The sequence below is a fragment of the Xenococcus sp. PCC 7305 genome (assembly GCF_000332055.1).
GTDB lineage: Bacteria > Cyanobacteriota > Cyanobacteriia > Cyanobacteriales > Xenococcaceae > Xenococcus.
Genome location: NZ_ALVZ01000223.1, coordinates 26,024 through 51,559, shown reverse-complemented (window position 1 = coordinate 51,559; position 25,536 = coordinate 26,024). Strand labels below are relative to the sequence as shown.

Genomic DNA, 25,536 nt, shown 5'->3' with positions numbered 1-25,536 from the left:
TGATGTTGGCAGTGAGGGCAGCTTATAACTATCTGCTCTTGATGGAAGTAATGGCTTTGTTATTAATGATGGGATTGATGATTTTGACTTGTTAGGTATTTCCGTAAGTAATGCCGGAGATGTTAATGATGATGGTATTGATAACATCATTGTTGGTGCAAAGCTTGCAGGGAATGGCGGACAAGGGCAAAGTTATGTGGTATTTGGCGGCAGTAATGTAGGAAGTGGTGGAAGTTTAGAAGTATCTGCTCTTGTGTGATATTCGGCGGTAGCGACATTCTATCTAACTTTAACAATGTCGGGACAATAGGCAATGATTCGATTGAAGGCAGTTTAAATCCTGATAATATTTTTGCTTTGGCTGGTAACGATACAGTTAGAGGTCGTTTGGGTGACGATACGATCAATGGCAGAGATGGCAATGATAATCTTTTCGGCAATAATGGTAGCGATCTCATTTTTGGGGACAATGGCAACGATACCTTATGGGGTCAAGCAGACGACGACACGGTCGAAGGTGGCTTTGGGGATGACCGCATATTAGGCAATAATGGTAATGACAGCTTAAATGGTGGTGATGGTTCCGATACTTTATTTGGTGGAGCCAATAATGATTTTCTTGTCGGTGGGGCTGGCAATGACCTGATTTTCGGGCAGAATGGTGATGATAATCTCTCTGGTGGCAAGGGACTAGATACTCTTTTTGGTGGTGCAGGCAATGATACCTTTAACATTTCTCGTGGCGGCAATACCGATCGCATTAAAGATTATGTTGATGGAGAAGATAAATTTGCCTTGGGCACCAATCTAACTTTTGAAGATTTAACCTTCGTTCAGAATGGCAGCACAACTCAGATTAGATTTACTCAAGATGGCTTTAACGAATTTATTGCCGCAGTAGAAAATACTGATGTTGCTGATTTAGATGCTACAGATTTTCTTCTAAGCTAACGTTTCAAAATATTTGAGAATAAGATATTGCGGCATTAAGAGAAATATGATCGCGGCTTGAAATATTTCATAATAGTTAAGATTTAACGGAAATTCCCCAAGATTTGACTTAAACTTATTGCAAATAAGCATTTGGAGGAATTCCCATGTCTAATATTAGAGATGAAATGCCCGCGCTCACCCGACATGAAGGGGACTGGATTGGTACTTATACAACGGTTGACAATGAGGGAAAAATCCTCGATACCAACAAATCCCATCTAACCTGTGAGTTCCCGGAAAATGCGGAATATCCCTACTTTCAAACCAACCGCTATACCTGGGCTGATGGCAAATATCAAGAATATCAATTCCCAGGAATCTATAAGGACAAGACCCTTTTATTTGATACTGAACGCATTGAAGGGAAGGCTTGGGAAGCTGACGACAAGATCATCATCCTTTACTTTAGTTACAAAGATATCGCCGATGCATACATCTACGAAATGATCCATCTCAGTGCTTGCAATAATCATCGCGCCCGTACCTGGCATTGGTTCAAGAATGGTGAAATCTATCAAAGAACTTTAATTAAAGAAGAGCGTAAGCCTTAAATTAGATTTTAGGTTTTAGGGGTTAGGTTTTAGGTTTAATTGTATGAACTAGAGAGAATCAGATGAATCAAAGTATCAAGAGAGCCTTTTTAGATACAGAAGATGGTCAGATTCTTTATCGAATTGTTGGTGAGGGCGAACCTTTATTGTTATTGCATATGACTCCCCGTAGCAGTGATGAATTTCGGGAAATTATGCCAATCTTGGCTCAGAATCGCCAGGTCATTGCCATGGATTTAATAGGGTTAGGTGATTCTGATAAGCCACCGAGAATCTATTCGGTTGCAGATTATGCCAAAACAGTAATTGCACTTTGGGATCATTTAGGAATTCAAACCAGTAGTATCCTTGGCAGTCTCACAGGTGGTTATATCGCAGGAGAAGTTGCCGCAGCCTATCCAGAGCGAGTAGAAAAACTTATTCTTTGCAATGTCCATGGATTTGATAAAGAAGAAACTGACAAAATTGCCCAAAGATATACCCAAGGATTTCAAATTCAAGAAGATGGTTCCCATCTAATGCAAAGATGGCTTGCTCGGGTCAATTATGTTGGCAAAGGTGAGTTAAATCATCGTTGTGTGATCGAAGATTTAAAATGTTTTGGTTCTACTATCTACACTGGTTTGGCGGTAGCTAACTATTGTCCTACTGCGACCGAAAGATTTCGTTTGGTTCAATGTCCAACTTTGATTCTAGCGGGAGAAAAGGGCTTAGAACCTTTAGAAAAAGCTGGTTTAGCCAAGGCGGAAAATCAACATTGGCTCTCGGAAGCTATTCTCCATTGCAAAAGAGTTGAACTAGAAGGTGGAACCCTGTGGATGATGAATCAGAAGCCGGAAGAAATCTCTCAAATAGTTAGTAAGTTTCTGGAAGATCATTAGGAGGAAGAAAATGCATAAGGAATTACCACTGATTATCGAGTGCCGCTGTAACGAAATAGCTATGAGGGGTGACAATACTGCACTACCTTACAGCCCCAAGGAAATTATCAGAGAAGCAGTTCTTGCCTGGAAAGCCGGAGCATCCATCTTTCATTGGCATGGACGAGATCCTCAGACGGGAAAACCTCGCAATGATGTGGAACTTTATCTGGAAGTGATCCAGGGGATTCGTGAGCAAACGGATTTATTAATCCATCCGACTCTCGGCTATATTACTCAAAACCAGATTGAGGATCGAGTGCGACATATCTTAGCCGTAAATGATGATCCAGTGCTACGGGTGGATATGGCCCCAGTAGATTTTGGTTCTCTTAATGTCGATTTCTGGAATCCTATAACAAAACAGTTTAATAGCTACGATCAAGTTTATGTCAATAGTCGGGAGAACTTAAAGGCTGTTTTAGAAGTGTTCAAAAAGCATAATGTATATGTATCCTCAGTTTGTTGGGATGTCGGCCAAATGCGAACCGCTCGCTGTTTTCAAGAAATGGGGCTTTTACCGCAAAATACATTGTGGGAATTTGTGTTTACTGGAGAAGTTATGCCATCTGGAGCAGCTCCAACGATCGCTGGACTACAGGCTTTCATTGCAGAAGTGCCCAAAGATAATCAGTGGTTGGTCCTTTGTTGGAATGGTGATGTGATGCGAGTAGCATCCTGGGCGATCGCACTTGGCGGACATGTAGCAATTGGTTTGGGGGATCACCATTATTCCCGATTTGGGAAACCTCACCACGGGGAATTAGTCGAAAAGATTGCCCAAATGGCACATACTCTTAATCGCGAAGTTGCAACTCCAGCCCAAACAAGAGAGATCTTACAACTACCACAGCGATCTCAATTACCTACCAGAGCCACAGCACTAGTCTAGAAAAGTATTTGATAGTAAATAATAAATGTTTAATGATAGATGATACAACAAATTAAGAGAGCTTTTTTGGATACAGATGATGGTCAGATTCTCTATCGCATCGGTGGTGATGGGAAGCCATTGCTTTTACTACATATGAACCCCCGTAGTAGTGATGAATATCGTGAGTTAATGCCCATTCTTGCCCAACATAGACAAGTCATAGCAATGGATCTGATGGGATTTGGTGATTCGGACAAACCACCCAGAATGTATAATATTGCCGACTATGCCAAAACAGTGATTGCTCTTTTAGATGAATTAGGTATTGAAAAAACCAGTATTTTAGGCAATCATACGGGAGCTTTTGTGGCAACCGAAGTCGCTGCCGCCTATGGCGATCGCGTGGACAAGCTTATTTTGGGCAATGTCGCGGGTTTTGAAAAAGAAGGCCAAGCCAAGCTTTTTGAATTATTCGATATCGGGTTCAAAATAGAAGAAGATGGTTCCCATCTTATGAAAAGATGGCAAGCGCGATCGCGATATGTCGGCTCTGCGGAATTAAATCATCGTTGGGTTTTAGATGATATGAAGGGATTTGGTCATCCTTTGTATGCAGTTTGGGCAGTGGGTCATTATTGCCTAGAAGCTGAAGAACGCTTGGGCATGATCAAATGTCCGACACTGATTCTTTGGGGTATGGATGATGTGCAAGAGTTTGAAAGATTGGGTTTAGCTAAAGCGGAAAACCGTCATTTTGTCGCTAAGGCGATCGCCAATAGCCAGGAGGTTGAACTGCCAGAGGGCACGATTTGTATGATGAACCAAATTCCTGACCAAGTATCTCAAGTAGTACTTGATTTTTTGGGTAATGGGTAATGGACAATGGAAAATTGTTAGTCTTCAAGAACTGCCGTACATTTAATTTCGACAATTAATCCTGCTGTGGATAAACCTGTCACGCCAACACCAGTCCAAGTGGGAAACTTGTTCGTAAAATAGCGGTCTTTTACGTCGATAAACAATGGCAAATGGGGAATAGTCAATTGTTGTGGTTTTGCGGAAGAAGACTCGGAAGCACTTATAATATTTGCCCCCGTAACATGATAGGTAATCATCTCGACCACATCATCAAAACTAGCTCCTGCTGCTGTCAGTACTTTTTTCACATTCTCAAAAGCCTGAACAAATTGGGCCTCTGTGCCTCCGACTATCTGCAAATTCTCATCCCGTCCTACCTGTCCTGAGATGTATAGGGTATTACCTACCTTAATACCAGGACAATAATGGTATTTTTCATAGAGGATTTCCATTCCCTGAGGGATAATAACTTCACGCTTGGTCATGATTTATGAGTTCGGATACTTACAGAAAATTAATTGCCACAAAGTTTAGCTCAGATTTTAGCTCAGCTATTGAAATCATAAAGGATAAAATTCCCGAACCGACGAGTAAGCAAATTTTGATTCGCAATAAATTTGCCGGAGTAAATGCTGGGTTTGATACTTTATTGTGTAAAGGCAAAATTCCCTATTTCACGGAGACTCCACCTATTGATCTGGGCGTAGAAGCAATAGGCGAAGTTGTCGCGATAGGAGATCAGGTCAAAGAGTTTGCAGTGGGTGATGCGGTGGTCACAACTCAACGCGGCGGCGGCTATCGAGAATATCAAGTAATTGATGAAAAACTGGGTTTTCCTGTCCCGATCGCAACCCCAGAAGTTCTGACTTTGATGCCCACTGGAGTTTCAGCTTTAGTGGCATTAGAGCAAGTAGGGGCAATGACTAGTCAAGAAGTTGTAATGGTAACTGCAGCAGGGGGAGGAACTGGTCATATTGCGGTGCAACTAGCAAAATTATCAGGAAATCAGGTGATTGGAACCTGTGGCTCTGAGGCAAAGCATCGATTACTTAAAGATTTAGGCTGTGATCGCGTAGTTAATTATCGCGTGGACAATGTCGCTCAAGTACTCAAACAAGAATATCCCCAGGGCCTTAATCTGGTTTTTGAATGTATTGGTAAGCAGATGTTCGACATTTGTGTAGATAATTTGGCAGTTCGAGGGCGTTTAGTGGTCGTGGGCTTCATCTCTGAATATGGCAAGAATCCAGAATTAGTATCTCAACCCAGAATTTACAATCAACTTTTTTGGAAAGCAGCATCAGTTCGAGGGTTTTTAATGCCTTTGTACAAAGAATATATTCCCGAAGCTCGCGATCGCCTTCTAGAAATGTTTTCTACAGGGAAAATTAGAGTCGCGATCGATCCCAGCGAATTTCAGGGGCTTGAATCTATTCCTGCTGCGGTAAATTATTTACTCAGTGGCCAGAACTGCGGCAAGGTAGTGGTCAAGTTCTGATTAAACATCCTCTTTCATTTGGTGTATAACAGATCTAGCCGCATCGGATAATAACCAAGCATCGCCAGTTGGCGTTACGAAATCATAACCCTTATTAAACAACTCGCGACCTCCTGCGGCATTGCGACTTATTCCCCCAAGCCAACAATCAGATCTCCCAAGAACCGTCGCTTCAGCTTCTGCCATTAGTCTATCAAGTTTTGAGTTTTCATAGGTTCCAAAAGTAGTTAGTTCGGCAAAATCATTTACTAGCTCTGCTGTCAGATCTCCTGGACCCAAAAATACCATATCAATTCCTTCAACTGCGGCAATCTGTTCAATATTCTCAAAACCCCGAAGACTTTCTATAATAACTGCGATTATTAGATTTTCTCGATAATTGGCTGGATATTCCAGCTCTGCTAAACCCCAATTAGCTGCTCGACATTCTGGATAACCAACCCCCCGATGTCCGCCATGGGGTCGGTAGCGAGTCGCCGCAACAATTTTTCTTGCTTCATCTGCCGATTCTACAGTAGGAACAAGTAGACCTTCTACTCCAATATCCAACGCATGCTTGATATAAACTGGATCATGAGAAGGCACCCGTAAAATACAGGTCACATCTGTTGCCTGAGCCGCCCGAAGTTGCTTAACTAAGACACGTCTGTCCGAAGCAATATGTTCATGATCAATGATAAAAGCATCGAATCCACATAGAGAAAGAAGTTCTATTGAGTCACCATCTGAGAAGAAAATCCAACAACCAATTGGCTTAGAACCTTCTTGAAGCATTTTCTTAAGTCTATTAGTTCTGAACATAATTCTTTGGTGCTTTCAGAGTTTTCGCTGTAATGAAAATATATTTGCAAAGTAAGGATACTCCTGTCTAGCCAGGTTCATCAAAGAAGATATTTCGGATCTTGAGATCGCTTTTTAACTTCGGTTAGCAACTCAGAATCTGTCTGGTCATTTTCCCGATCCCTCATCTCCAATCGTTTAGAAATGCCCCAGCAACTGTAATATATATAATTGCGAATAAAACTAGAGGATAGGATTAGAATCGGATGTTAGATTTAACGGGAAAAAATGCTTTTGTTACAGGAATAGCCAATAATCGTTCTATTGCTTGGGGTATTGCTCAACAATTGCATCAGGCAGGAGCCAATTTAGGAGTTAATTATATGCCTGATGAGAAAGGACGTTATGAGAAAAAAGTTAGACAATTAGTCGATCCCCTAAATCCAGATTTAATCCTACCCTGCGATGTCCAAGATGATAAGTTAATGGAAGAGATGTTTAATGCGATCGCCCAAAAATGGGGTAAGTTAGACATTCTTATTCACTGCCTAGCCTTTGCCGACAAAGAATATTTAATGGGAGACTATAGCAGCGTCCCCAGAGACGCCTTCAGCAAATCCTTAGAAATTAGTGCCTATTCTCTAACAGATTTTGCTCGCCTCGCTAAGCCCTTAATGCAAGAAGGAGGAAGCATCGTCACCTTATCTTACCTCGGAGGAGTCAAGGTAATGCCCAACTACAATGTGATGGGAGTAGCCAAATCTGCCCTAGAAATGAGTGTTCGTTACCTAGCTTCAGAATTGGGGCCGCAAAATATTCGGGTTAATGGCATTTCCGCAGGCCCGATTAGAACTTTGGCTTCTTCTGCGATCGGAGGCATTCTTGATATGATTCGGATGATGGAAGAAAAAGCACCCCTAAGACGAACTGTTACTCAAGAAGAAGTAGGCAATACTGCCGCGTTTCTATGTAGCGATCTTGCCAGTGGCATTACAGGACAAATTATCTACGTCGACGCAGGATACGAAATTATGGGTTAGTATAAGTTAATTTTGTTCTGCGGACTTTATTTACCCATAAAAACCTCAATCAAAAAGGGAATCTTAGAAACTAAGACTCCCGATTCAAGCATCAAAATTATAGTGATAATAGCAATTGTGATAAGCACTAAAAGATATTTTTAGTCTTCGTAAACACGACATTCTAGAGCGTCCGGGTTATCATCACAATATTGTTCAAGAGAATTTTTTGCTGGATGATTCTGGCGCTGGTGGGAAGCTTCTGCTTGAAGTTCCTCAACCGCATCCCAAGCAGCTGCACATTCGCCGGAAGTCGCACCCTCAGTACTACAAACTTCTCTTGCCTGCGCTGTTTCTTGTTGGATTTGATCTTTTAGGTCGGTCATATTTTTCTTTTATCCTAGTTTTTATGGGTATATGGTGAGAAGCAAACTTTGCTACTTAGTTTATAAGTTTAGCCATATTCTGACAATATCTATTGTAACGTTGTGGTTCAGTTGAAAACCAAAATAAAGCTAAAGGAGTTGAACAAGACCAAAAGTCAAGAGAGATAGGGCATCCAGGGCATAGGACAAATACAAGAGGTGTGGTTTTCCGACCGAACAATCCTCCTTGCTCAAGAATAAATATATCCAGATAAGGAGAAGATATTATTCTGTTTGTTGTAAATTATTCCTCAGTATTTATTTCCATCTTATATAACCCTTTCATTACCTCCATCAATGGGGATTTGAGCTGCGGTGGTATTGGCAAATAAAGGAGTACAAAGCTCCACTGCTAATTCCCCTACCGATTCGCTCGTAACTTCTACTTTAAGAACATTATTTGTTTTATATTCTTCGACAGTTAATCCATAATGCTGAGCTCTATTTGCCAAGGTGTCTTCTGTCCAAATTCCTGTATCAAAAACTCCATTAGGATGCAAAGAATTAATCCTAATTTTATCTTTGCCCCATTCCAAAGCGGCCACTCTTGTTAACTGATTTAAAGCAGCTTTAGAGGCCGAATAAGCAGCAGCACCAGGGCCAGGAGCAGGGACATTCTTGGAGCCAATCACTACTACTCGGCCACCATTAGGCGATAATTTCAAGAAGGGATGAGATTCACGCATTAAGGTAAAGTTGGCATCGAGATTAATTGACATCACTTTATTCCAGGTTTTCCCGCTCAATTCGGCAATAGAACAGCCAGGAGGAAAAATTCCTGCATTGAGAATTAAAATATCTAAGCCACCAAATTTACGAGCAGTTTTTTCTAGAACTTGGATCAAAGCTTGTTCATCAGTCACATCACAAACCATCCCCATAAAATCAGCACGTTCATAAAGGGTTTCAATAGCAGGATTAATATCTAAGCCTACGACTGCTGCCCCTCTTTTTAAGAGTGAATCAACGCAAGCCTTGCCAATTCCTGAAGCTGCTCCTGTAACTAAGGCAATTTCTCCTGTCAAGATTGGTGGAGTGCCACCTTTGCGCAATTTGGCTTGCTCTAAATCCCAATATTCCATAGCAAAAAGATCTTTGGCAGATAAAGCTTGATATTTACTTAACTTAGTAGCTCCTTCAATCACATCAATCGTATGGTCATAAATATCGGCTACTATGTTTGCCGCTTTGACTGTTTTGCCGGCAGTACAAATTCCTAATTCTGGGTCAATGATTACTCGGGGAATTGGATCGAGCATCACATGATCAGCAGCAGCATGAGCTTTAAAGTAAGCTTGGTAATCACTCACATAGGATTCTACATTTTGACCTAATAAAGGTATTCTTTTGGTACGAATCACGTGATCTGGAGTTGCTGGCCCTTGTTGAGAGATAACTTTTAGATCTTGACGTTGCGCAAACTCTAAATACTTGGCTTCTCTATGATTAGATAAAATAACAGGGAATCCCACGTTTTTTGCGAGTTGATAACGCAAATTAGCTAAAGTCTTACCAAAAACCTTATCATCATGATCGTTTTGGGAATTTGCAGGGATATTTTTGGGTGCAGCATTGTTATCTTGAAGATAAGCTTCAGCTTTTCCTACTAATTCGATCATTAAATCATAGGACTCCTGAGCAGTATCACCAAAGGAAAAAATTCCGTGATTCATTAAGACCATGCCAACGGTTTGCTCATGGGATTCAGCAGCAAACTTCTCAGCGCAAATTCTAGCTAGATCAAACCCAGGCATAATATAAGGAATAATCACCACCGTATCCCCGTATATTTCTTTAACTCTATCTAATCCCTCAGGAGTATTAGTGATCGTTACCACTGCATCTGCATGGGTGTGATCGACATATTTATAGGGTAAAATCGCGTGAAGAATCGTTTCCACTGAAGGAGACGGCGCAGTGGCACGAGTCATTTGAGTTTTCAGCTCATTGACCATTTCTGGATCACTCAAGGATGATAGTTGAGCTAATTTTAATAAATGATTCATCCTGACTGGGGAAAAGCCTGGTTCTTCTATGGTGGCAAGATCCCAGCCACTCCCTTTGACGTATAGAATATCTTCTGACTCCCCCAGCAGATTCTTTTCATTTATTTTGACTGAAGTGTTTCCTCCTCCATGTAAAACCAAGGAAGGATCTTGTCCTAGCAAGCGGGACGTATAAACCCGCAATCCTAAATCGCCTTGATATTTTGCTGCTGCCTGATCATTCCACAGATTTTTCATGTTGATAATTTTTCTGATGACTACCAAAAATTTTAAATTATTAGAGACTCGTATCCTCAAAGAATCACAAAATGTCAAATAATATAGACTACCAACTCCCGCAAATCAAAAATCAAAGTCTATTAGAATTAGCTTTAACTCATCGCTCTTATGCCAATGAGCATCCTGAAGTGCCAGGGCATAATGAACGTCTAGAATTTTTGGGAGATGCTGTTTTAGGTTTTTTGGTAGGAGAAATGCTCTATCGTGAATATCCTTCGATGAATGAAGCTGAACTGACCCGTCTGCGATCGCGACTGGTCGATGAAGAGCAATTAGGCAAACTCGGAGCCCTAATGAATCTAGGAGAATTAATGCGCTTAGGCAAAGGTGCTGCTAAGGATAATGGCAGAGCTAATCCTTCTCTGCTCAATGATACTTTTGAGGCAATAATCGGTGCTTATTTTCTCGACCAGGGCATTGAAGCGGTTGCCAACTATATACAACATCTCTTTAGATCCTTAGCAAAAGAATTGGTTGACAAACAAAGTAATTCTCCCACAGCAACATTCATAGATAGTAAAAATAAATTTCAACAATGGGCCTTGGCTAAATGTCACGAAGCCCCAACTTATGAAATTATCCAAGAATCGGGACCCGATCACGCTAAAGAATTTACTGCCCAAGTATTAGTTCAAGGAATAGTTCACGGCACAGGCAAGGGAAAACGCAAACAAGAAGCAGAAAAAGCAGCCGCTGAAGCTGCTCTCAAACAAATTAACAATGGATAAAATTCTTTAAGGTTTAGCAATTTCTATCTCAATTACTCGATTTTGGTGCTGTTACAACAACTCTGCCATCAGGAAAAACTTCTATAGTCCCACCTAATTGTTCGATATTTCTTATTGCTGCCTGACGTACAATTTTATCTGAAGTACTAGTAAGTACTACATACCAAGCGCCCACTTGAGCTTCGACAATATCAGGATTAGTAGTTAAGAATTCAGCAGTGTTGCGTGCAGCATTTTCAATAAATTGATCTCCCGCTATATTTGCCCACTCGGCAGCTTTCTCGTAGGAATGTTGTGCCTTTTTTAAGTCGCCCATAAAAAGAACTTCATCCACTCCTTTATAGAGCCACACAAGATATGCTTGTGGGAAATCTGGAGTAAGCTTCTCTAGGACTTGATCCATAATTTCTACTGTTTTTTCGGGAGCTCCACCATAGATAGAAGAAGCAGCGGAAAGATTGACAAATGCTTTGGAAAAAAGAGGATCATTTTCAGCTATTACTTCAAGGTATTTGGGGCTAAGACTGTATCCAGTTTTCCTTCTCGCATTTTCGTCTCCCATATAAATTAAAAATTTTATATATGAATGACTAGCAACAAAATTACTTAATCCAAAGTTAGGAGCCTTATTAAGCACACTCAACTCCAGCTCTTCTGCTTTTGCTTGTTTTAAATATTCATCTGTTCCCAAGTTGACATCTCGCACTTCTTGGAGCTTAGGAATTTGTAGCTTAACTAGGCAATAGCCCAAAGAAATACTAAGAAGACTGGCTAATAACAAATTTATTTTCTGATTTTGATGTTGCGTAAATGTAGTCATTTTTATGTCTAGCAAATACAATATTTTGGGCAAGAGGAGTTATTAAGACAAGTTTTTGGATAGTAATTTAGCTATTTGAATCACGAAGTAGAACAGCTTATATTTTTACTATTCCCATTTAATAAAATAAAAAATCAATCAATAAAAAAATCTGGGTTTATGCTACGAAAATAAAATTTATTTGAATTTTAGTCTAATAATAGATAGTTATGACAAAAGGAAAAGTTATAAACTAATTTACTTAACAATTTCCCCATTATCGCAATTTCCTGGAGCTGTGATATTGGGGTCGTCCGTTATTAAAAAACCGATACATAACGAAGTAGTAAACCCTCCGCTTGGAAGGCGATATACTGCTGATTCTAGAGTATTTAATTCATTGGCATATATAGGCTTAGGATTTGCTTGATGGTGAATTTGGTTAGGAGAAGGAGGAGGATTAAGAATCACGTAGTCATAAATTTCAGAATTTGTAGTGTAATTGGATCCCATCTCTGACATAGTCAGGGCAAAACTACCATTTTCAAAATAGTAGGCTTGTTGTGTTCTATTAAGCGAGCCTAAAAATAGTTTTGCCTCTGAAGTTCGCGCTTTTTCCACTTGTCCGAATAGGTTTGGTAAGGCTAGTGCAGAAAGAACTCCCAAAATGATGACAACTACCAATAGCTCAATCAAACTAAAACCTTTTTCTTTGTTTCTTCTCAGAATGTAATACTTGTGTTGTGCAATTACCCATGTCATTTTTTTTAACTTATTACGGATTATGAACAAAAAATTAACTCTTAAAAAGTAAGCAAGGAATTCAGAGAATTAGGATAATTCTTATTCCTTGCTATTGCTTTTATGAATTTAATATCGATGCACCTAAGCAACCATATTAATTATTTGACTTCGGTACCTTGGGCGCATGCGGTAGCTAAGACAGAACCATCGTCTACTACATTAGTTATGGGTTGATTTGCGGCATTAATTGTGGCTTCTTCACAAATAATAGAAGAAAATGAACCAGTATCATTTTGACTAACCACAGCTGTGTAATTTAAAATATCATTTTCATATCTCCATACTGATTGTGCATAAGCGTAACCTACTTCAGGAGAGACAGAGGTAGTTGATGCTGCTGGAAATTCCCAAGCAGCAGAATCAGTTTCATCTGGTAACTGTAAGGCACCTGGTACACTGTTAAGTCCGTCAGAGAAGTAATAGAACTCAGGTTGAAAGCTTACAGCAAGAGCATTGTCAGGAATACCATCAACAGCACCAAGTGGAAGAAGGTCTTCCATTGTTGCAGTATCACGTCCGATTTGGCCAGGAAGATCAGCATTACCACCGACTTCATAATCCCCAATCTCGCCAAATGTACCATTTTCTAGACGGTGGGCTTGCTGGGAGCGAACAATAGTACCTAAGATGTTTTTCGCTTCAGCTTGTCTTCCTTTGGCAACTTGACCTAAAAGATTGGGTAGTGCAACAGCAGCTAGAACCCCGATGATAATGACAACTACTAAAAGTTCAATTAGAGTGAAACCTTTGTTTCCTTTTTTGTTACGTAAGTTTTGTAATAATTTTGCAGTAAATACGCTTACATAGCTTTGTTTCTATGATTGGGGAAGCTAAAGCTCATCCAGTTGTTCCTACATAGAACAATAAGCAAAGAATTAGAGTAGCTTATCAGCAGTTATTGACTCATAACGCTCAAAAGGCTGATGAATCCAAGGATTATCAGGAAGGTAGTCTACATAATAATCGGGTTTTATTACAGAGCAACTCTTATACCAAAGCACAGCAGTTTTCAGTTCTCTAATATCTTCGCCATAGCGACCGCGTAGCCAGTTGATGGATTCTTGTAAACTCACTCCCGAATCTACCAAATCATCTACGAGTAAAATTTTTCCTGCCAGATTTGATTCAATCATCGAAAGATGTTGAGAAAAAATAATTTTGCTGCGAGTCGGGGGGTTATTATCCTCAGAAAAGCCAGCATAGGACGAGGTGAACAAAACACCTAAAGGTTTATCAAATATACGACAGAGAATATCTCCGACGCGCAAACCACCCTTTGCCAAACAAATAATTTGCTCGCATTCCCAGCCGGATTGGTGAATCTTGATTGCCAATTGCTCGATTTTTCTGTGATATTCTGTCCAGGAAATATGTAGATCGCCCATTGCAGTAAACACCTAACCAATAACTCAAAAAATTATGAAGACAGAGAAGCTTAATTTTACTACGAAATTAGCCTACGGTTCGGGAGATATGGGGCCAGCGATCACAGCGAATGTTTTAGTATTTTTCCTACTATATTTTTGTACAAATGTAGCTGGTTTACCTGCAGGAATGGCAGGAAGCATTTTAGCGATCGGCAAAATTTCTGATGCTATTAATGATCCGATAATCGGAGTTTTGAGCGATCGCACGAGAACCAAATGGGGTAGGCGAATTCCTTGGATGCTCTGTGGCATGATTCCCTTTGGTTTGTGCTTTTTTTGCCTCTGGTTAGTACCGAGTTTTAGTAGCGATACCAATGTAAATAACTGGTGCTTGTTTACCTATTATGTAGTGATTGCTATTTTGTTTCATCTGTCCTACACTTCAGTCAATTTACCCTATACAACCTTAACTCCAGAATTAACTCAAGATTATAACGAACGCACTAATCTCAATAGTTTTCGTTTCGCTTTTTCGATTGGAGGCAGCATACTATCGTTAGTTCTCGCCAGCTTTATTTTTCAGGCTTATCCAGATAATCCCCGTCAACAGTATTTCGTCTTAGCTTCAGTCGTTGCAATACTCGCTATGGTTGCGCTTTTATGGTGTGCCCTGCGAATTCAAGAAAGAGGTGCGGAACCAGTTTTAAATCAAAAGCATAAAAAAAATCTGGGTTATCTTTTAATCGTCATTGCAGCAATCTCTCTGGTTTATGGCATTGCTAATTCCTTCACGAATCCTGTTAACGGAGTATTAGGGTTGCTTCTGGGATTGCAGTTATTGGGATTTGGTTACAGTTTGGTCTTTGCGAAGACAGAATCTCATTTGTGCGATCGCGATGCGATTGACCATCGCAACAGTGCCAATGCTACCCCGAGCCTGCCAATTATTGATCAAATAAAAATTGCTCTACAAAACAAACCTTTTCGCTATGTTATTGGGATATATTTATGTTCCTGGTTAGCAGTCCAATTAACAGCATCAATTCTGATTTACTTTACTGTAAGCTATATGGGAATGCCAGAGGCTGACTTCCCAAAAACCGCGATCGCAGTTCAAGGAACGGCTTTAGTCATGTTATTTTTCTGGAAATTTGTCAGTAGTAAAATTGGCAAAAAAGCCGTCTATTTTATTGGCACTAGCTTTTGGATACTTGCCCAGATTGGCTTGTTTCTCATACAACCAGGACAAATTACGGAACTATATATCTTGGCAGTCTTAGCAGGTTTTGGGGTCTCCGTTGCCTATCTTATTCCTTGGTCGATGATACCTGATGTGATCGAATTAGATGAGCTGAACACGGGACAGAGAAGAGAAGGTATTTTTTATAGTTTTATGGTTTTGCTACAAAAATTCGGGCTTGCTTTTGCCGTGTTTTTAGTGGGTATCGCTTTACAATTATCGGGATTTGTCGAGAGAATTCCTGGGGAAGCAATCCCTCAACAACCAGAAAGTGCCCTATTCGCTATTCGTTGTGCGATCGCACCTTTGCCGACTATTACGTTAATTATCGGTGTTATCTTGGCTTATTTGTATCCTATTACCAAAGAGTTTCATGAAGAAATTCGGCTTAAGTTGCAGGAGAAAAATCGTAATATTTGATTATCAATATAAAGAGTAAAAATATTTATGAAATTGCTTAAATAGCAAGCAATAGTAATAATTTTTACTCTTCCTAATTACCAGCTTATAGCCAAATATTACCAAGAGATTTTAAGAACTTGCCCATTCTCTAGCCCATTCTAAAGTCTTACGAACTTCAATCATATTGTCAGCTTGACAATAAAGACGTAATACCGGCTCTGTGCCACTAAAACGAATTAATAACCAGCTATCATCTTCTAATCTAAATTTATAACCATCAACGCTTAAACAATCTTTAACTGATTTACCCGCAATTGTTTGCGGAGTTTCTTCTGCCAAACGCTCCAATAATTTGGCTCGAACTTCCATATTTGGTAGAGGAAAATCTATTCGATCATAGTTAGCATGAAATTCAGTTTTCTTTTCTAATTCTGCGTAAATCTCACCTAAATCTTTTCCTGATTGAACCACCGCTTCTAAAACATAAAGAGCGGACAGCAAGGCATCTCGTTCGGGAATATGAGTTCCATAACCAATACCACCTGATTCTTCTCCCCCAATCATCACTTCGGCTTTTAACATCCGATCAGCAATATATTTATAACCAATAGGAGTTTCGTAGACTGTAAGTCCCAAAAGTTTCGCTAGTTTGGGAATGATATCAGAACCACTAACAGTTTTGACGATTTCTCCAGTAAATCCCTTATTTTGAAATAAATGTTGCATCAAAATGGGGATTAAAATTTGTGAGCTTAGGAAATTGCCTTCACCATCGGCCGCCGCAATGCGATCGCTATCCCCATCAAAAACTAAACCAACACGAATTGTCTCAGGAGATTCTTGAGCTGCAGCCTTGATAGTGCGAAACAAATCAGCCAAATATTTTGGCAAAGGTTCTGGTGCTCCACCACCAAATAAAGGATCGCGATCGCTATTAATCTCAATGATGGTCGAGTCTAGCAACCTCTCTAAACCTGTGGCAGCCGCCCCATGCATCACATCAACAAAAACTTGAAGTTTCCCTGAGGCGATCGCGTCTTTAATAGCTGTAATGTCAACCTTTGCCTGTAAACCCTGACAATAGCTGGGCCAAGGATCAAAATATTCTAATTTACCTGACTGGGCTGCCGGTACTACTGGTTGGTCCAAAATAGCCTCTATTTGCTGAGTAACCTCGGGCGAAACTGAACCACCAAAAGCGCTTTTGACTTTTAGACCTAGATAAGCTGCTGGATTATGAGATGCGGTCATCACAATTGCACCCAAAGCATTTTGAGCTTTGGCAGCCCAACTATAAGCAGGGGTTGGCGCAAAACATTCTGATAAGAGAACATCAAATCCGGCCTCTTGAATAGCCTCAGCCGCAACTTTCGCAAAATCCTCTGCCATAAAACGGCGATCATAGCCTACAATCACCGTATTACTATCTGTAGCCTTGCCGTAATTATCTGCAAGCACTTTAGCCGAAAGGGGAGCAAGCATAGCGACTCTTTCAAAAGTAAAATCTGCCGCAATAACTCCACGCCAGCCATCCGTACCAAATTTAATGGGATTAACAGTGAAAGCCATAAAACTCAATATTTAACAACATTAAAATAACAATTTCCAGGTTAGCCGTTTCTCGTAAGTTTGCACAACTTACAGCTTTTTGATTGTTTCTAATTGATAAGTTATTGCCATCTAAATGCATTATTTGCTTACCATAAATTTATAACCTATTTAAAGCTTACTATTTATGGAGCGCAATACAATGTCAGATGCTGAAAAAGTGGTTCTTAAAGCAGTTGAAACTCAATGGATCGCTGCGACTCTAGGAGTTATCCCTAATTATAGAGACAGTGGCCCTATTTTAAACACTCTTTTTACAAAGGCTTTCCAATATGCTCAAGAAAACAAGGTGGAGATTATCGGTTCACCTATTTGTATCTATCACGATAATACAATTCGAGAAAGTAACATTCCTATAGAAACAATCATTCCCATAGCACAAGAAATATCTGCTAACGAAGAGGTCTGGGTTTATCAACTACCCAAAGTTAATAATATGGCTTCTATAGTTCATAAAGGTTCATTTGCCACTATAGAAAAAGTCTACGATATCCTAGAAAACTGGATAAAAGATAATAATTACCAAATAAATGGCTCTCTAAGAGAAATTTATATAGTTAATGATCAAGGAGGAGACAATTCGGTCACAGAAATTCAATATCCCGTTGAAAAGATCAAAAATAAGAAAAATTTCTTCTCGTGGCTATTATCCTTATTTAACAACCGAGATTAGTTATTTGCTGAGGATGAGGGGTAATAACTAAAGGTTCAGCAGTCAAAATAATTTGTCCTTGTTCATTTACAAACCATCCTTGGACTAACTGAATATTATTATCAGATGTTTGACTAACTAAACTTGTAGCATCATCTTGTATTTGATGAGAATTTACCTCTGATCTTCCAGCATCTTCAAGGATGCGCCAGTCCTCCCAATTAATCACAACTGAGGTTTTCTGTTCTGAAGAAAAAGGAATACCACCACGACCAGTAACGTTGTATTTGCTTTTCCCAAGATTACGACAATAATTGTCTAAGGAATTTTTATCTAAACTTGCTACTTCTGTTTTAACATCTCTTTCTGGCTCTAATGTTTCTGACTCTGGAATAACTATTGTTACAGAGCCATCCTGTCCAAATTCAGAACTAGCATTAATTTCACTAAGGTTATCATTGGGCAAACCTTCAGTTTCTATTAGCCCCACAATTCCTTCTGTAGTGATTTTAATCTTACCGCCATCTCCTCTAATCGCATTGGCTATAATATCACCATTTTCTGGAGGAAGAGCAATAACAAAATCTGCTGAAATATCTATATTTCCCCCATTAGCAATTCCACTGGCTTCAGAAGAAATTTGACTATTATTTCTGATAATCAAATTATCTTCAACATTTATTTTAATATTCCCTCCCTGTCCTGAAATAGTTGCTGCTGTAACCCTTCCATTGTTTTTTAGTTCAATAGAATCCGCTGTAATTTCTACATTTCCGGGAGCTCCCAAACTATCTCCTTGAACAGAAATTACACCTTGATCTCTGATTGTTAAAGAATTGGCATTAATAATCAAATCGCCTCCATTCCCTGTACTTGCAGTACCCGAATTGATTCTGCTAGGAAGTCCCTTGCTCTCACCTGCAATATCTAAATTGGAAGTATTAATAGTAATATTTCCCGCATTACCTGATGAGTCTTCAAGAGCCGAAGAAGAAATAGAGCCTCCGTCACTTAAAATTATCTGATTAGCTGTAATATCTATATCTCCAGAACTACCTTGCCCAAAAGCATTAGCCGCAATAATACTACCAGACACACTGTTTCTCGTGCCCACACCTATAACTTTTAAAGTTTCCAGAATTTTGATGGTAATATCTTCACCATCTCCTGAGCTCAAAGGATTGGAGCCGATTAATCCACCATCTTCAATAGTCATATTTTTGGCGTTAATATTAATCTTTCCGCTGGAGTTATTACTAAACACAGAAGCAGTTGAAATAATACTAGCTTGAGCAACTGCGATCGAAGTTTCAAGATTTATTAGAATGAAGGGTTTATCAACTGGCTTGATTCCTAAAAATGGTCTATTGCCATTAATTTGTATAGATTCTGAGGCGTCAATAGATAAATTCCCCCCTTGCCCTAATAATTGTAGCTGTTGAGTATCATTTGGATTTCCGATAGTTTGTAATAAGATTTCCGCACCATTCAATAAACGTAAATCTTTAGTGAAAATATTTATATTTCCGCCATTGCCTGTATTTACCAGATTACCTGTATTTACAGTATTAGTTGTTATGCGAGAAGCTCTAGGAGCTAAAATGCCACTACTATCTTCTAGAGCATCATCTAAAAAAGTATTAGTAGGATCACTACCGTTAATTTCTAATAATTCAGAAGCATTAATAGTTATATCTCTACCATCAATAGAACCAAAAGTATCTGAAGAAATTCCTGAACCATTTAAGACACGAATTTCTTTTCCTTGAAAATGAATCTCCCCGCCACCTATACCACTTGCAGTAACCAAAGCTGAATTATCTAACACAATATTTTGAAACTGCGATACTTTCTCATAATTAAAACTCCAAATATCGGTAGCAATATCAAAATTAACGACATTATTCTCAGCAACACTACCTAATTCAATTTTTCCTTGGGATGCAGTAATAGTACCACCATCAATATTAATGTTTCCTCCAACAAGAGCTAGAGTTTTACCTAGTACTACAGATAATCCAGTTGTTGTTTGAGATAGATTTGTAATGGTTGCAGATTTATTCCCAAAGCGAACACCTAAAGGCACATTTATTGTCAGCAAAGGTTGTGAGTTCTTACTACGAGTACTAAACTCAATACCATCTTCAAATAAAAAACTTTCTGCTGTAGTTGCCAGAAAAGAGCCCCCAATATCTAAAGCTGCATTCTCGCCAAAGATAATTCCATTGGGATTAATTAAAAAAACATTAGTACTGCCCTGTGCTTTGATTAGTCCATCAATATTAGAAGAAAAATCTCCTGTAACTCGATTAATAATATTTTCAATTGTTGTTGAATTGTTAAAGATTGCTGAACCATCAAGGGGCACGGAAAATTCTTGGAAACTATGAAAGAGATTATTGCCTGCACGATCGCCTTCTGTAATTGTAAAGTTTAGATTATCTTCAGTTGTCACTTGAGTGGATAAACTGTTATCACCACTAATTTGAGCTTGAGTTTGATAACTAAAAGGAAAGGCAATAAGCCATAAGCTAATAAGCAAGGTATCTCTGAAAAGATCAATCTGAGGAAATAAATCAAGAAATTTAAAGTTCATAAATATTAAGTGATATTACAAAAGTGATTATCTCTGCATAAAATATACACATTTTACTTAAGTAAATAATATAGCTATATTTTTAGCTCATCCTAAGTCTTTAGCTTTTTCTAAAAAAACAATTGAAATGAATAAATCACCATCAACAGCATCAGCAAGTAACAACGAAGAACAACAGAAATCAGATCCCAATAAATATTTCCCCCAAACTATTCTAGCTGTCAGTAGAGAAGAATATTATGGTCAGGATACTGATCATCAACCCTTAAGCCTAACAATTATAGATGCCAAAACAGGACAGGAAACGCAATTACCTGAAGATATTCAAGGTCATGCCTTTATTCTAAGTCCTGCAGGCTCAGTAGCATCAGAGAAAGTGAATAAACAATATCAGGATCAGGTGGTTTGGTCTTCTAAGGATGGCTGGACTCCTCTTTATAATGGCGATGGTATGGTTTATAGACTCAGCTTTACCGATAAAAAAGCTCTGCTAAAAAATAGATTAGTAAAAGCTCCTTGTTATTATGCCGACAAAGCTACTGCCGCAGCTCCCAAAAAGAGTGATTATGGAAAATTAGCCTTTAATGATATTGGCATTTCCCGTGCTTCATTAGGGGGCTTAGGATTTCGTAATCAGTTAAATACAGCTTTTCTACCTTTTAAGACCGCTAAAGATATTTATGAACGCTTATTAGTAACCTGGGATACTGGTCGTCCCCATGAAATTGATCCCGAAACCTTGGAAACTTTACAGCCGGTGGGAACCAATGAGGATTGGGAAAATGTAGTTCCCATACCCGTCCCACTTCCCTTCAAACAAATTATGACCTCAGCCCATCCTTGCTTCGATCCTAAAACTAATGAGTTTTTCACACTTAATGTGGGTAAATCTCTCTGGACAATGTTAGGTTTATCTCGTTCTCTTAAAGAAAGATTGTTTGAGAATGCTCAAGCACTTAAAAATCCAGCAAAACAATTATTTTTTGGATTTAATTTTCAAAAAATCCTCTTAGGTCTTTATGATAAATTTTTGATGTTGTTAAAACTTATTGTGAGAATCATAAGTTTTATCGAAAGTTTGTTACAGAAGCTTAGCAAGGATAATTTTGTTCATTTACTCTTCTGGGAAGGGAAAGAGGTCCCTATTGCGCAAAAATGGCAGATTATGCTGCCTAGAAAGTTCTTACCAGGAAAACGCGCAATCAAAATAGACCAAACTACCCATCAAATGGGCTTGACTGAAAAGTACATTATCATTTCAGAATCCTCATTTAAATTTTCCTTTGAAGGTTTGCTGCCCTATCAAAGAAGTTTCCTAGCAAACAGCCTCAAAATCTTACTATCAGACTTCTTTAATTATGATCAGCTACCCTATACCAAAATTTACATTGTTAATAGAGAAGACTTGAAAAAGACTAATAAAAATCGCATAGCAAAAGTCGTCGCCAAAGAAGTTGTCTTAACTCCAGAATTTTCTCATTTTGTGGTGGATTACGATAACCCAGACAATCTAATTACCTTTCATACTTCCCATCTTCCGGCAACTGATATTGCAGAATGGCTCAAGATTTTTGATCGCTCTGCTTTTGATGATCGCGATCGCGATGATATAGAAGATAAATACGATGATCCAGACTTAACTTCTCGTGTACACAAGTTATCGGGCACTATTGGTTCAGGATTAGACGTCAGTCGTTTAGGATGTTTTCTGGTTGATGGAGAAAGGGGCGAAATCGTCGGCTCTCAAAAAATTTTCAAAGAATCACTTACTTGGTCGACAGCTTTTTATGCTTTAAGAGATGAACAACCCACCCGCAAATTCACTGATATTTACTGGAATAGTTGGGGAGCTTGGCCAGATTTGTTAACCCAAAGAACTGTGGAAGAATATAGAAATTACCCCCAAGAGCAACGTGAAATTGACGTACATCAAGTCTTGAATCTTACCTATAAAGGTATTCCCTCCAGCTTATGCCATCTTAAAATCAATACCCAAACCACTAAAGAAAATCCTCAAGTTAATCTTGAAATCATTGATGAATATCCGTTCGCAACATCTGATTCATCTCAAAACGGCTCGACTAAGCATTATTTAGGAACTTCTGCACAATTTATCCCCCGTTCTAAACCAGAAAACCCACCAGAAAACTATAATGCTCAAACTGATGGTTATATTGTTTGTGTTGTACTCACTTCCGACAAATTCATCAGCGAATCTCCCGATAATCCAAACTGGTCACAAACCAGTGAATTATGGATTTTTGATGCTGCTGATTTAAAACAAGGACCATTATATAAACTGAGTCATCCCAAAATGAATTTTGGCTTTACTGTCCACACTACCTGGCTTAAAGACGCCAAATCTTCAGATCGAGTAGCTTATGATATTAGAAAAGATTTCAATGAAGTCATTAATAAACAATCTGACCAAGTGAAAAATACAATGAAAAAGTTATTTGAAGAAGAAGTTTATCCACACTTCTCTTAAATTATTGAACACCAATGTTGAGCACCAAGTATATTTGATGCTCATGAATCATTACAATTTACTGTTCTTCGGTACGAAAGCGTATCGAATCAGTATGAGAAAGCCGGCCTTCAGCACGAGCCAATATTTGCAAAGTACTAGACATTTTTTTCAACGCCGTCGAGGAATATTCAATTACCGAGGATTGTTTAAGAAAGGTTTCGACCCCCAGTGCAGAAGCGAAACGGGCTGTTCCTGAGGTTGGCAAAATATGATTGGGGCCAGCTAAATAATGTCCCACTGCTTCGGGTGTGGATTCTCCCATAAAAATAGTTCCGGCATGGCGTATTTGCTCAATTAAGTCCCAAGGCTCGCTAAGATGCAATGCTAAATGTTTGGGAGCAAAAAAATTAGACAATGTTGCTGCTATTTCGAGGGACTCAACAACCCCAATCAAACCATAATGGGAAATTGACTTTTCTGTTAGGGTTTTTAAGGGGTGATTCGACAATTGGTGCAGCACTTCTTGCTGTACTTGATGAGCCATCTCTGTATCGTTGGTGAGCAAAATGGGGGCGGCCAGATAATCTTGAGCTGCGGTAGCAATTAAATCTGCGGCAATATAAACAGGATTCGCATTTTCATCGGCGATGATAACAATCTCAGACCCACTGGTCAAAGAATCGATGCCAACTTTACCGAAGACAATTTTTTTCGCCAAATTTACATAGGTATTCCCGGAGCCTGCAATAAAATCCACAGGTGGAATAGTTGCTGTACCGTAAGCTAAAGCTGCAATGCCTTGAGCTCCTCCTAAGCGATAAATTTCGTCAACTCCAGCTTCTTGGGCTGCGACTAAGACAGCAGGATTAATTTTTAGATTTTCTCCTGGAGGTGTCACCATAACAATGCGGGGCACCTTGGCAACTTTTGCTGGGATAATACTCATGAGCACAGTGCTTAGATAAGCCGCTCTCCCACCTCGAATATACAATCCCACTTGATCGATGGGAGTATAACGTTGTCCTAAAACAATCTCGTCTTCTGCGAATTGTACCCAAGATTTGGGAATCTTCTGACGGTGAAAAGCTGTAATTTGTTGACAAGCTAATTGAATTGCATGAATTAGATCTTTGGACAATTGTTGATAGGCCGCGTCCAACTCAGAACCTCGAACTCGAAATTTTTCAGGAGTTATTGTCTGATGATCAAATTCTTTTGTATAGTCAACCAAGGCTCGATCACCTTGGTGCTTGACGGTTGTGACAATCTCCTGAACAATATTTTCCTGTGATTGGAGAGCAGCTGTATCGGAAGCGCGATCGCTGATACGTTGGAGTTCTGCTTGTACTTCAGTTTGCAGATAAATTATACGCAGCATGAAATCCCCATATTTGAGTCGAGCAACAACTACCCCTATAGCTTAACGTGGATCGCTAGTTGATTGGGGTGGGAAATTGAAAATTGAAAATGCAGTAAATTTGAGGAAAAGAGCTATTATTTGATTTGTGATGACTCTTGAACTTGCCAAAATCTATGAATCAATCCAGCTTTTCGGTCTGCGTTATCTTGGGAACTCGTCCTGAAGCGATCAAATTAGCAACTGTAATTGAAGAATTACGTCATACCCCTGAGATTAAAACCTATGTAGTTTTAACGGGACAACATCGAGAAATGGTTGATGAAGTTATGACATTATTTGCCATTACGGCCGATCACGATTTAGATATCATGAAACCAAAGCAAACCCTCACAGAAATTACCTGTAATAGTTTGCAAGGATTAGAGAAAATTTTCGCCGAATTACAACCAGATTTTGTTGTAGTTCAAGGGGACACTAGTACGGCTTTCGCTGCCAGTTTAGCCGCATTCTACAATAAAATTCCTGTGGGACATGTCGAGGCCGGTTTACGGACTAATAATTTATTTAATCCTTTTCCCGAAGAAGCTAATCGACGTCTGATTTCGCAAATTGCCCAATTTCACTTTGCTCCTACAGAATTGGCCGTGAAAAACCTAGAGAAATCAGGGGTTGTGGGAGAAATTCATCAGACAGGCAATACTGTGATTGATGCTTTGCTTAAGGTAGCGAATAATAATCCTGAATGCCAAGTTCCCCAACTAAATTGGCATCATCATCGAGTTCTTTTGGCAACAGTTCATCGTCGCGAAAACTGGGGAGCACCTCTGCAAAATATTCTTCAAGGATTTCACTCGATTTTAGATAGCTTTCCTGATACGGTTCTATTATTGCCTTTGCATCGCAATCCTTTGGTTAGAGAACCCATTCAAGAGTCTTTAGGTCAACGCGATCGCGTCTTTTTGACAGAACCTTTAAATTACAAAGAATTGGTTGGTGCGATCGCACGCTGTTATTTTTTACTTACCGATTCTGGAGGTTTGCAGGAAGAAGCTCCTAGTTTAGGCAAACCAGTTCTGGTCTTACGAGATAATACCGAAAGACCAGAAGCTGTGACCGCAGGTACAGCCAAATTAATTGGTACAAATCCCGATAATATTTTTGTTAACGCCAAGAAATTATTAGAAGATGATCATGCTTATCGCCAAATGGCCAACGCGATTAATCCCTTTGGAGATGGTTTAGCATCCAGGCGAATTGTCAAAATTATTCAGAAATATTTTCAAAGGCTTTGATCTTCAAGCCAATCA

At 39.3% G+C, this 25,536-nt stretch carries 24 protein-coding genes; 13 read left to right on the top strand and 11 right to left on the bottom strand.

The annotated features are described in order from the left end of the window. The first annotated feature begins 88 nt into the window (after positions 1–88). The 6 genes from XEN7305_RS29160 (at position 89) to XEN7305_RS21135 (ending at position 4,214) form a co-directional block, all read left to right on the top strand. A complete protein-coding gene (locus XEN7305_RS29160) occupies positions 89–259 on the top strand; it encodes an integrin alpha (protein WP_006511561.1) in 171 nt (56 codons plus the stop codon). Then, the gene (locus XEN7305_RS21155) at positions 256–951 is read left to right on the top strand and encodes a calcium-binding protein (RefSeq protein ID WP_006511560.1); all 696 of its coding nucleotides are present in this window, start codon (positions 256–258) and stop codon (positions 949–951) included. The genes XEN7305_RS29160 and XEN7305_RS21155 overlap by 4 nt, the downstream gene beginning before the upstream one ends. A gap of 146 nt (positions 952–1,097) precedes the next feature. Next, positions 1,098–1,544, top strand: coding sequence for a DUF3598 family protein (locus tag XEN7305_RS21150; protein ID WP_006511559.1), 447 nt, complete (start codon positions 1,098–1,100; stop codon positions 1,542–1,544). A 62-nt stretch (positions 1,545–1,606) separates the two neighbouring features. After that, positions 1,607–2,425, top strand: a complete 819-nt coding sequence (locus XEN7305_RS21145; protein WP_006511558.1) for an alpha/beta fold hydrolase — start codon at positions 1,607–1,609, stop codon at positions 2,423–2,425. Between the two features lie 10 nt (positions 2,426–2,435). Continuing rightward, positions 2,436–3,356 carry a 3-keto-5-aminohexanoate cleavage protein gene (locus XEN7305_RS21140; protein ID WP_006511557.1) on the top strand — a complete coding sequence of 307 codons (921 nt, stop codon included), beginning with the start codon at positions 2,436–2,438 and terminating at the stop codon, positions 3,354–3,356. Positions 3,357–3,395: 39 nt separating this feature from the next. Then, on the top strand, positions 3,396–4,214 hold the full coding sequence (locus XEN7305_RS21135) for an alpha/beta fold hydrolase (protein WP_006511556.1): 819 nt from the start codon (positions 3,396–3,398) through the stop codon (positions 4,212–4,214). A 17-nt stretch (positions 4,215–4,231) separates the two neighbouring features. Here the strand turns inward: XEN7305_RS21135 and XEN7305_RS21130 are convergent, their stop codons facing one another. Further along, positions 4,232–4,681 carry a RidA family protein gene (locus XEN7305_RS21130; RefSeq protein ID WP_006511555.1) on the bottom strand — a complete coding sequence of 150 codons (450 nt, stop codon included), beginning with the start codon at positions 4,679–4,681 and terminating at the stop codon, positions 4,232–4,234. Positions 4,682–4,686: 5 nt separating this feature from the next. Between XEN7305_RS21130 and XEN7305_RS21125 the strand changes: the two genes are divergently transcribed. Then, positions 4,687–5,694, top strand: coding sequence for a zinc-binding dehydrogenase (locus XEN7305_RS21125; protein ID WP_006511554.1), 1,008 nt, complete (start codon positions 4,687–4,689; stop codon positions 5,692–5,694). Here XEN7305_RS21125 and XEN7305_RS21120 read toward each other — a convergent pair whose 3' ends face one another. Continuing rightward, entirely contained in the window at positions 5,695–6,495 is an 801-nt protein-coding gene (locus tag XEN7305_RS21120; RefSeq protein WP_006511553.1) for an HpcH/HpaI aldolase/citrate lyase family protein, read from the bottom strand. A 245-nt stretch (positions 6,496–6,740) separates the two neighbouring features. Between XEN7305_RS21120 and fabI the strand changes: the two genes are divergently transcribed. Then, a complete protein-coding gene (gene fabI, locus XEN7305_RS21115; RefSeq protein WP_006511552.1) occupies positions 6,741–7,514 on the top strand; it encodes an enoyl-ACP reductase FabI in 774 nt (257 codons plus the stop codon). 140 nt (positions 7,515–7,654) lie between these two features. Here fabI and XEN7305_RS21110 read toward each other — a convergent pair whose 3' ends face one another. Continuing rightward, positions 7,655–7,879, bottom strand: a complete 225-nt coding sequence (locus XEN7305_RS21110) for a Calvin cycle protein CP12 (protein ID WP_006511551.1) — start codon at positions 7,877–7,879, stop codon at positions 7,655–7,657. A gap of 308 nt (positions 7,880–8,187) precedes the next feature. Beyond that, entirely contained in the window at positions 8,188–10,161 is a 1,974-nt protein-coding gene (locus tag XEN7305_RS21105; protein ID WP_006511550.1) for a bifunctional aldolase/short-chain dehydrogenase, read from the bottom strand. Positions 10,162–10,232: 71 nt separating this feature from the next. Here XEN7305_RS21105 and rnc point away from each other — a divergent pair, with 71 nt between their 5' ends. Further along, positions 10,233–10,931, top strand: coding sequence for a ribonuclease III (rnc, locus tag XEN7305_RS21100; protein ID WP_006511549.1), 699 nt, complete (start codon positions 10,233–10,235; stop codon positions 10,929–10,931). A 28-nt stretch (positions 10,932–10,959) separates the two neighbouring features. On the opposite strand, the gene XEN7305_RS21095 is transcribed toward rnc, so the two are convergent. The 4 genes from XEN7305_RS21095 to XEN7305_RS21075 form a co-directional block, all read right to left on the bottom strand. Then, positions 10,960–11,751, bottom strand: a complete 792-nt coding sequence (locus tag XEN7305_RS21095; RefSeq protein WP_006511548.1) for a hypothetical protein — start codon at positions 11,749–11,751, stop codon at positions 10,960–10,962. A gap of 237 nt (positions 11,752–11,988) precedes the next feature. Beyond that, positions 11,989–12,492: a type IV pilin-like G/H family protein gene (locus XEN7305_RS26990; RefSeq protein WP_006511547.1), complete on the bottom strand. Its 504-nt coding sequence runs from the start codon at positions 12,490–12,492 to the stop codon at positions 11,989–11,991. Positions 12,493–12,632: 140 nt separating this feature from the next. Continuing rightward, positions 12,633–13,034: a hypothetical protein gene (locus tag XEN7305_RS21085; protein WP_006511546.1), complete on the bottom strand. Its 402-nt coding sequence runs from the start codon at positions 13,032–13,034 to the stop codon at positions 12,633–12,635. A 375-nt stretch (positions 13,035–13,409) separates the two neighbouring features. Then, positions 13,410–13,919 carry a phosphoribosyltransferase gene (locus XEN7305_RS21075; protein WP_006511545.1) on the bottom strand — a complete coding sequence of 170 codons (510 nt, stop codon included), beginning with the start codon at positions 13,917–13,919 and terminating at the stop codon, positions 13,410–13,412. A 34-nt stretch (positions 13,920–13,953) separates the two neighbouring features. Here XEN7305_RS21075 and XEN7305_RS21070 point away from each other — a divergent pair, with 34 nt between their 5' ends. Further along, positions 13,954–15,561 (top strand): MFS transporter, encoded by a 1,608-nt coding sequence (locus tag XEN7305_RS21070; RefSeq protein ID WP_006511544.1) that lies wholly within the window; start codon positions 13,954–13,956, stop codon positions 15,559–15,561. Positions 15,562–15,672: 111 nt separating this feature from the next. Here the strand turns inward: XEN7305_RS21070 and XEN7305_RS21065 are convergent, their stop codons facing one another. Beyond that, positions 15,673–17,112: a phosphoglucomutase/phosphomannomutase family protein gene (locus tag XEN7305_RS21065; protein WP_006511543.1), complete on the bottom strand. Its 1,440-nt coding sequence runs from the start codon at positions 17,110–17,112 to the stop codon at positions 15,673–15,675. A gap of 181 nt (positions 17,113–17,293) precedes the next feature. Here XEN7305_RS21065 and XEN7305_RS21060 point away from each other — a divergent pair, with 181 nt between their 5' ends. Then, a complete protein-coding gene (locus XEN7305_RS21060) occupies positions 17,294–17,824 on the top strand; it encodes a GyrI-like domain-containing protein (RefSeq protein WP_006511541.1) in 531 nt (176 codons plus the stop codon). Here the strand turns inward: XEN7305_RS21060 and XEN7305_RS21055 are convergent. Then, complete coding sequence (locus XEN7305_RS21055; protein ID WP_006511540.1) at positions 17,808–20,399, bottom strand: filamentous hemagglutinin N-terminal domain-containing protein; 2,592 nt, start codon at positions 20,397–20,399, stop codon at positions 17,808–17,810. The genes XEN7305_RS21060 and XEN7305_RS21055 overlap by 17 nt on opposite strands. A gap of 127 nt (positions 20,400–20,526) precedes the next feature. Between XEN7305_RS21055 and XEN7305_RS21050 the strand changes: the two genes are divergently transcribed. Beyond that, positions 20,527–22,887, top strand: a complete 2,361-nt coding sequence (locus tag XEN7305_RS21050) for a carotenoid oxygenase family protein (protein WP_006511539.1) — start codon at positions 20,527–20,529, stop codon at positions 22,885–22,887. Positions 22,888–22,945: 58 nt separating this feature from the next. Here XEN7305_RS21050 and hisD read toward each other — a convergent pair whose 3' ends face one another. Next, a complete protein-coding gene (hisD, locus tag XEN7305_RS21045) occupies positions 22,946–24,247 on the bottom strand; it encodes a histidinol dehydrogenase (protein ID WP_006511538.1) in 1,302 nt (433 codons plus the stop codon). A gap of 155 nt (positions 24,248–24,402) precedes the next feature. Here hisD and wecB point away from each other — a divergent pair, with 155 nt between their 5' ends. Continuing rightward, the gene (wecB, locus tag XEN7305_RS21040) at positions 24,403–25,521 is read left to right on the top strand and encodes a non-hydrolyzing UDP-N-acetylglucosamine 2-epimerase (RefSeq protein ID WP_006511537.1); all 1,119 of its coding nucleotides are present in this window, start codon (positions 24,403–24,405) and stop codon (positions 25,519–25,521) included. Positions 25,522–25,536: the final 15 nt, after the last annotated feature.

Bases quoted from the DNA above. Each gene is read 5' to 3' on its own strand.
- XEN7305_RS21105 (WP_006511550.1), bottom strand. From the start codon at position 10,161: ATGAAAAATCTGTGGAATGATCAGGCAGCAGCAAAATATCAAGGCGAT.
- rnc (WP_006511549.1), top strand. From the start codon at position 10,233: ATGTCAAATAATATAGACTACCAACTCCCGCAAATCAAAAATCAAAGT.
- hisD (WP_006511538.1), bottom strand. From the start codon at position 24,247: ATGCTGCGTATAATTTATCTGCAAACTGAAGTACAAGCAGAACTCCAA.
- XEN7305_RS21070 (WP_006511544.1), top strand. From the start codon at position 13,954: ATGAAGACAGAGAAGCTTAATTTTACTACGAAATTAGCCTACGGTTCG.
- XEN7305_RS21060 (WP_006511541.1), top strand. From the start codon at position 17,294: ATGTCAGATGCTGAAAAAGTGGTTCTTAAAGCAGTTGAAACTCAATGG.
- XEN7305_RS21140 (WP_006511557.1), top strand. From the start codon at position 2,436: ATGCATAAGGAATTACCACTGATTATCGAGTGCCGCTGTAACGAAATA.
- XEN7305_RS21085 (WP_006511546.1), bottom strand. From the start codon at position 13,034: ATGGAAGACCTTCTTCCACTTGGTGCTGTTGATGGTATTCCTGACAAT.
- XEN7305_RS21050 (WP_006511539.1), top strand. From the start codon at position 20,527: ATGAATAAATCACCATCAACAGCATCAGCAAGTAACAACGAAGAACAA.
- XEN7305_RS21110 (WP_006511551.1), bottom strand. From the start codon at position 7,879: ATGACCGACCTAAAAGATCAAATCCAACAAGAAACAGCGCAGGCAAGA.
- XEN7305_RS21095 (WP_006511548.1), bottom strand. From the start codon at position 11,751: ATGACTACATTTACGCAACATCAAAATCAGAAAATAAATTTGTTATTA.
- XEN7305_RS21055 (WP_006511540.1), bottom strand. From the start codon at position 20,399: ATGAACTTTAAATTTCTTGATTTATTTCCTCAGATTGATCTTTTCAGA.
- XEN7305_RS21125 (WP_006511554.1), top strand. From the start codon at position 4,687: ATGAGTTCGGATACTTACAGAAAATTAATTGCCACAAAGTTTAGCTCA.
- XEN7305_RS21150 (WP_006511559.1), top strand. From the start codon at position 1,098: ATGTCTAATATTAGAGATGAAATGCCCGCGCTCACCCGACATGAAGGG.
- XEN7305_RS21075 (WP_006511545.1), bottom strand. From the start codon at position 13,919: ATGGGCGATCTACATATTTCCTGGACAGAATATCACAGAAAAATCGAG.
- XEN7305_RS21135 (WP_006511556.1), top strand. From the start codon at position 3,396: ATGATACAACAAATTAAGAGAGCTTTTTTGGATACAGATGATGGTCAG.
- XEN7305_RS21130 (WP_006511555.1), bottom strand. From the start codon at position 4,681: ATGACCAAGCGTGAAGTTATTATCCCTCAGGGAATGGAAATCCTCTAT.
- XEN7305_RS26990 (WP_006511547.1), bottom strand. From the start codon at position 12,492: ATGACATGGGTAATTGCACAACACAAGTATTACATTCTGAGAAGAAAC.
- XEN7305_RS21065 (WP_006511543.1), bottom strand. From the start codon at position 17,112: ATGGCTTTCACTGTTAATCCCATTAAATTTGGTACGGATGGCTGGCGT.
- XEN7305_RS21120 (WP_006511553.1), bottom strand. From the start codon at position 6,495: ATGTTCAGAACTAATAGACTTAAGAAAATGCTTCAAGAAGGTTCTAAG.
- XEN7305_RS21145 (WP_006511558.1), top strand. From the start codon at position 1,607: ATGAATCAAAGTATCAAGAGAGCCTTTTTAGATACAGAAGATGGTCAG.
- fabI (WP_006511552.1), top strand. From the start codon at position 6,741: ATGTTAGATTTAACGGGAAAAAATGCTTTTGTTACAGGAATAGCCAAT.
- wecB (WP_006511537.1), top strand. From the start codon at position 24,403: ATGAATCAATCCAGCTTTTCGGTCTGCGTTATCTTGGGAACTCGTCCT.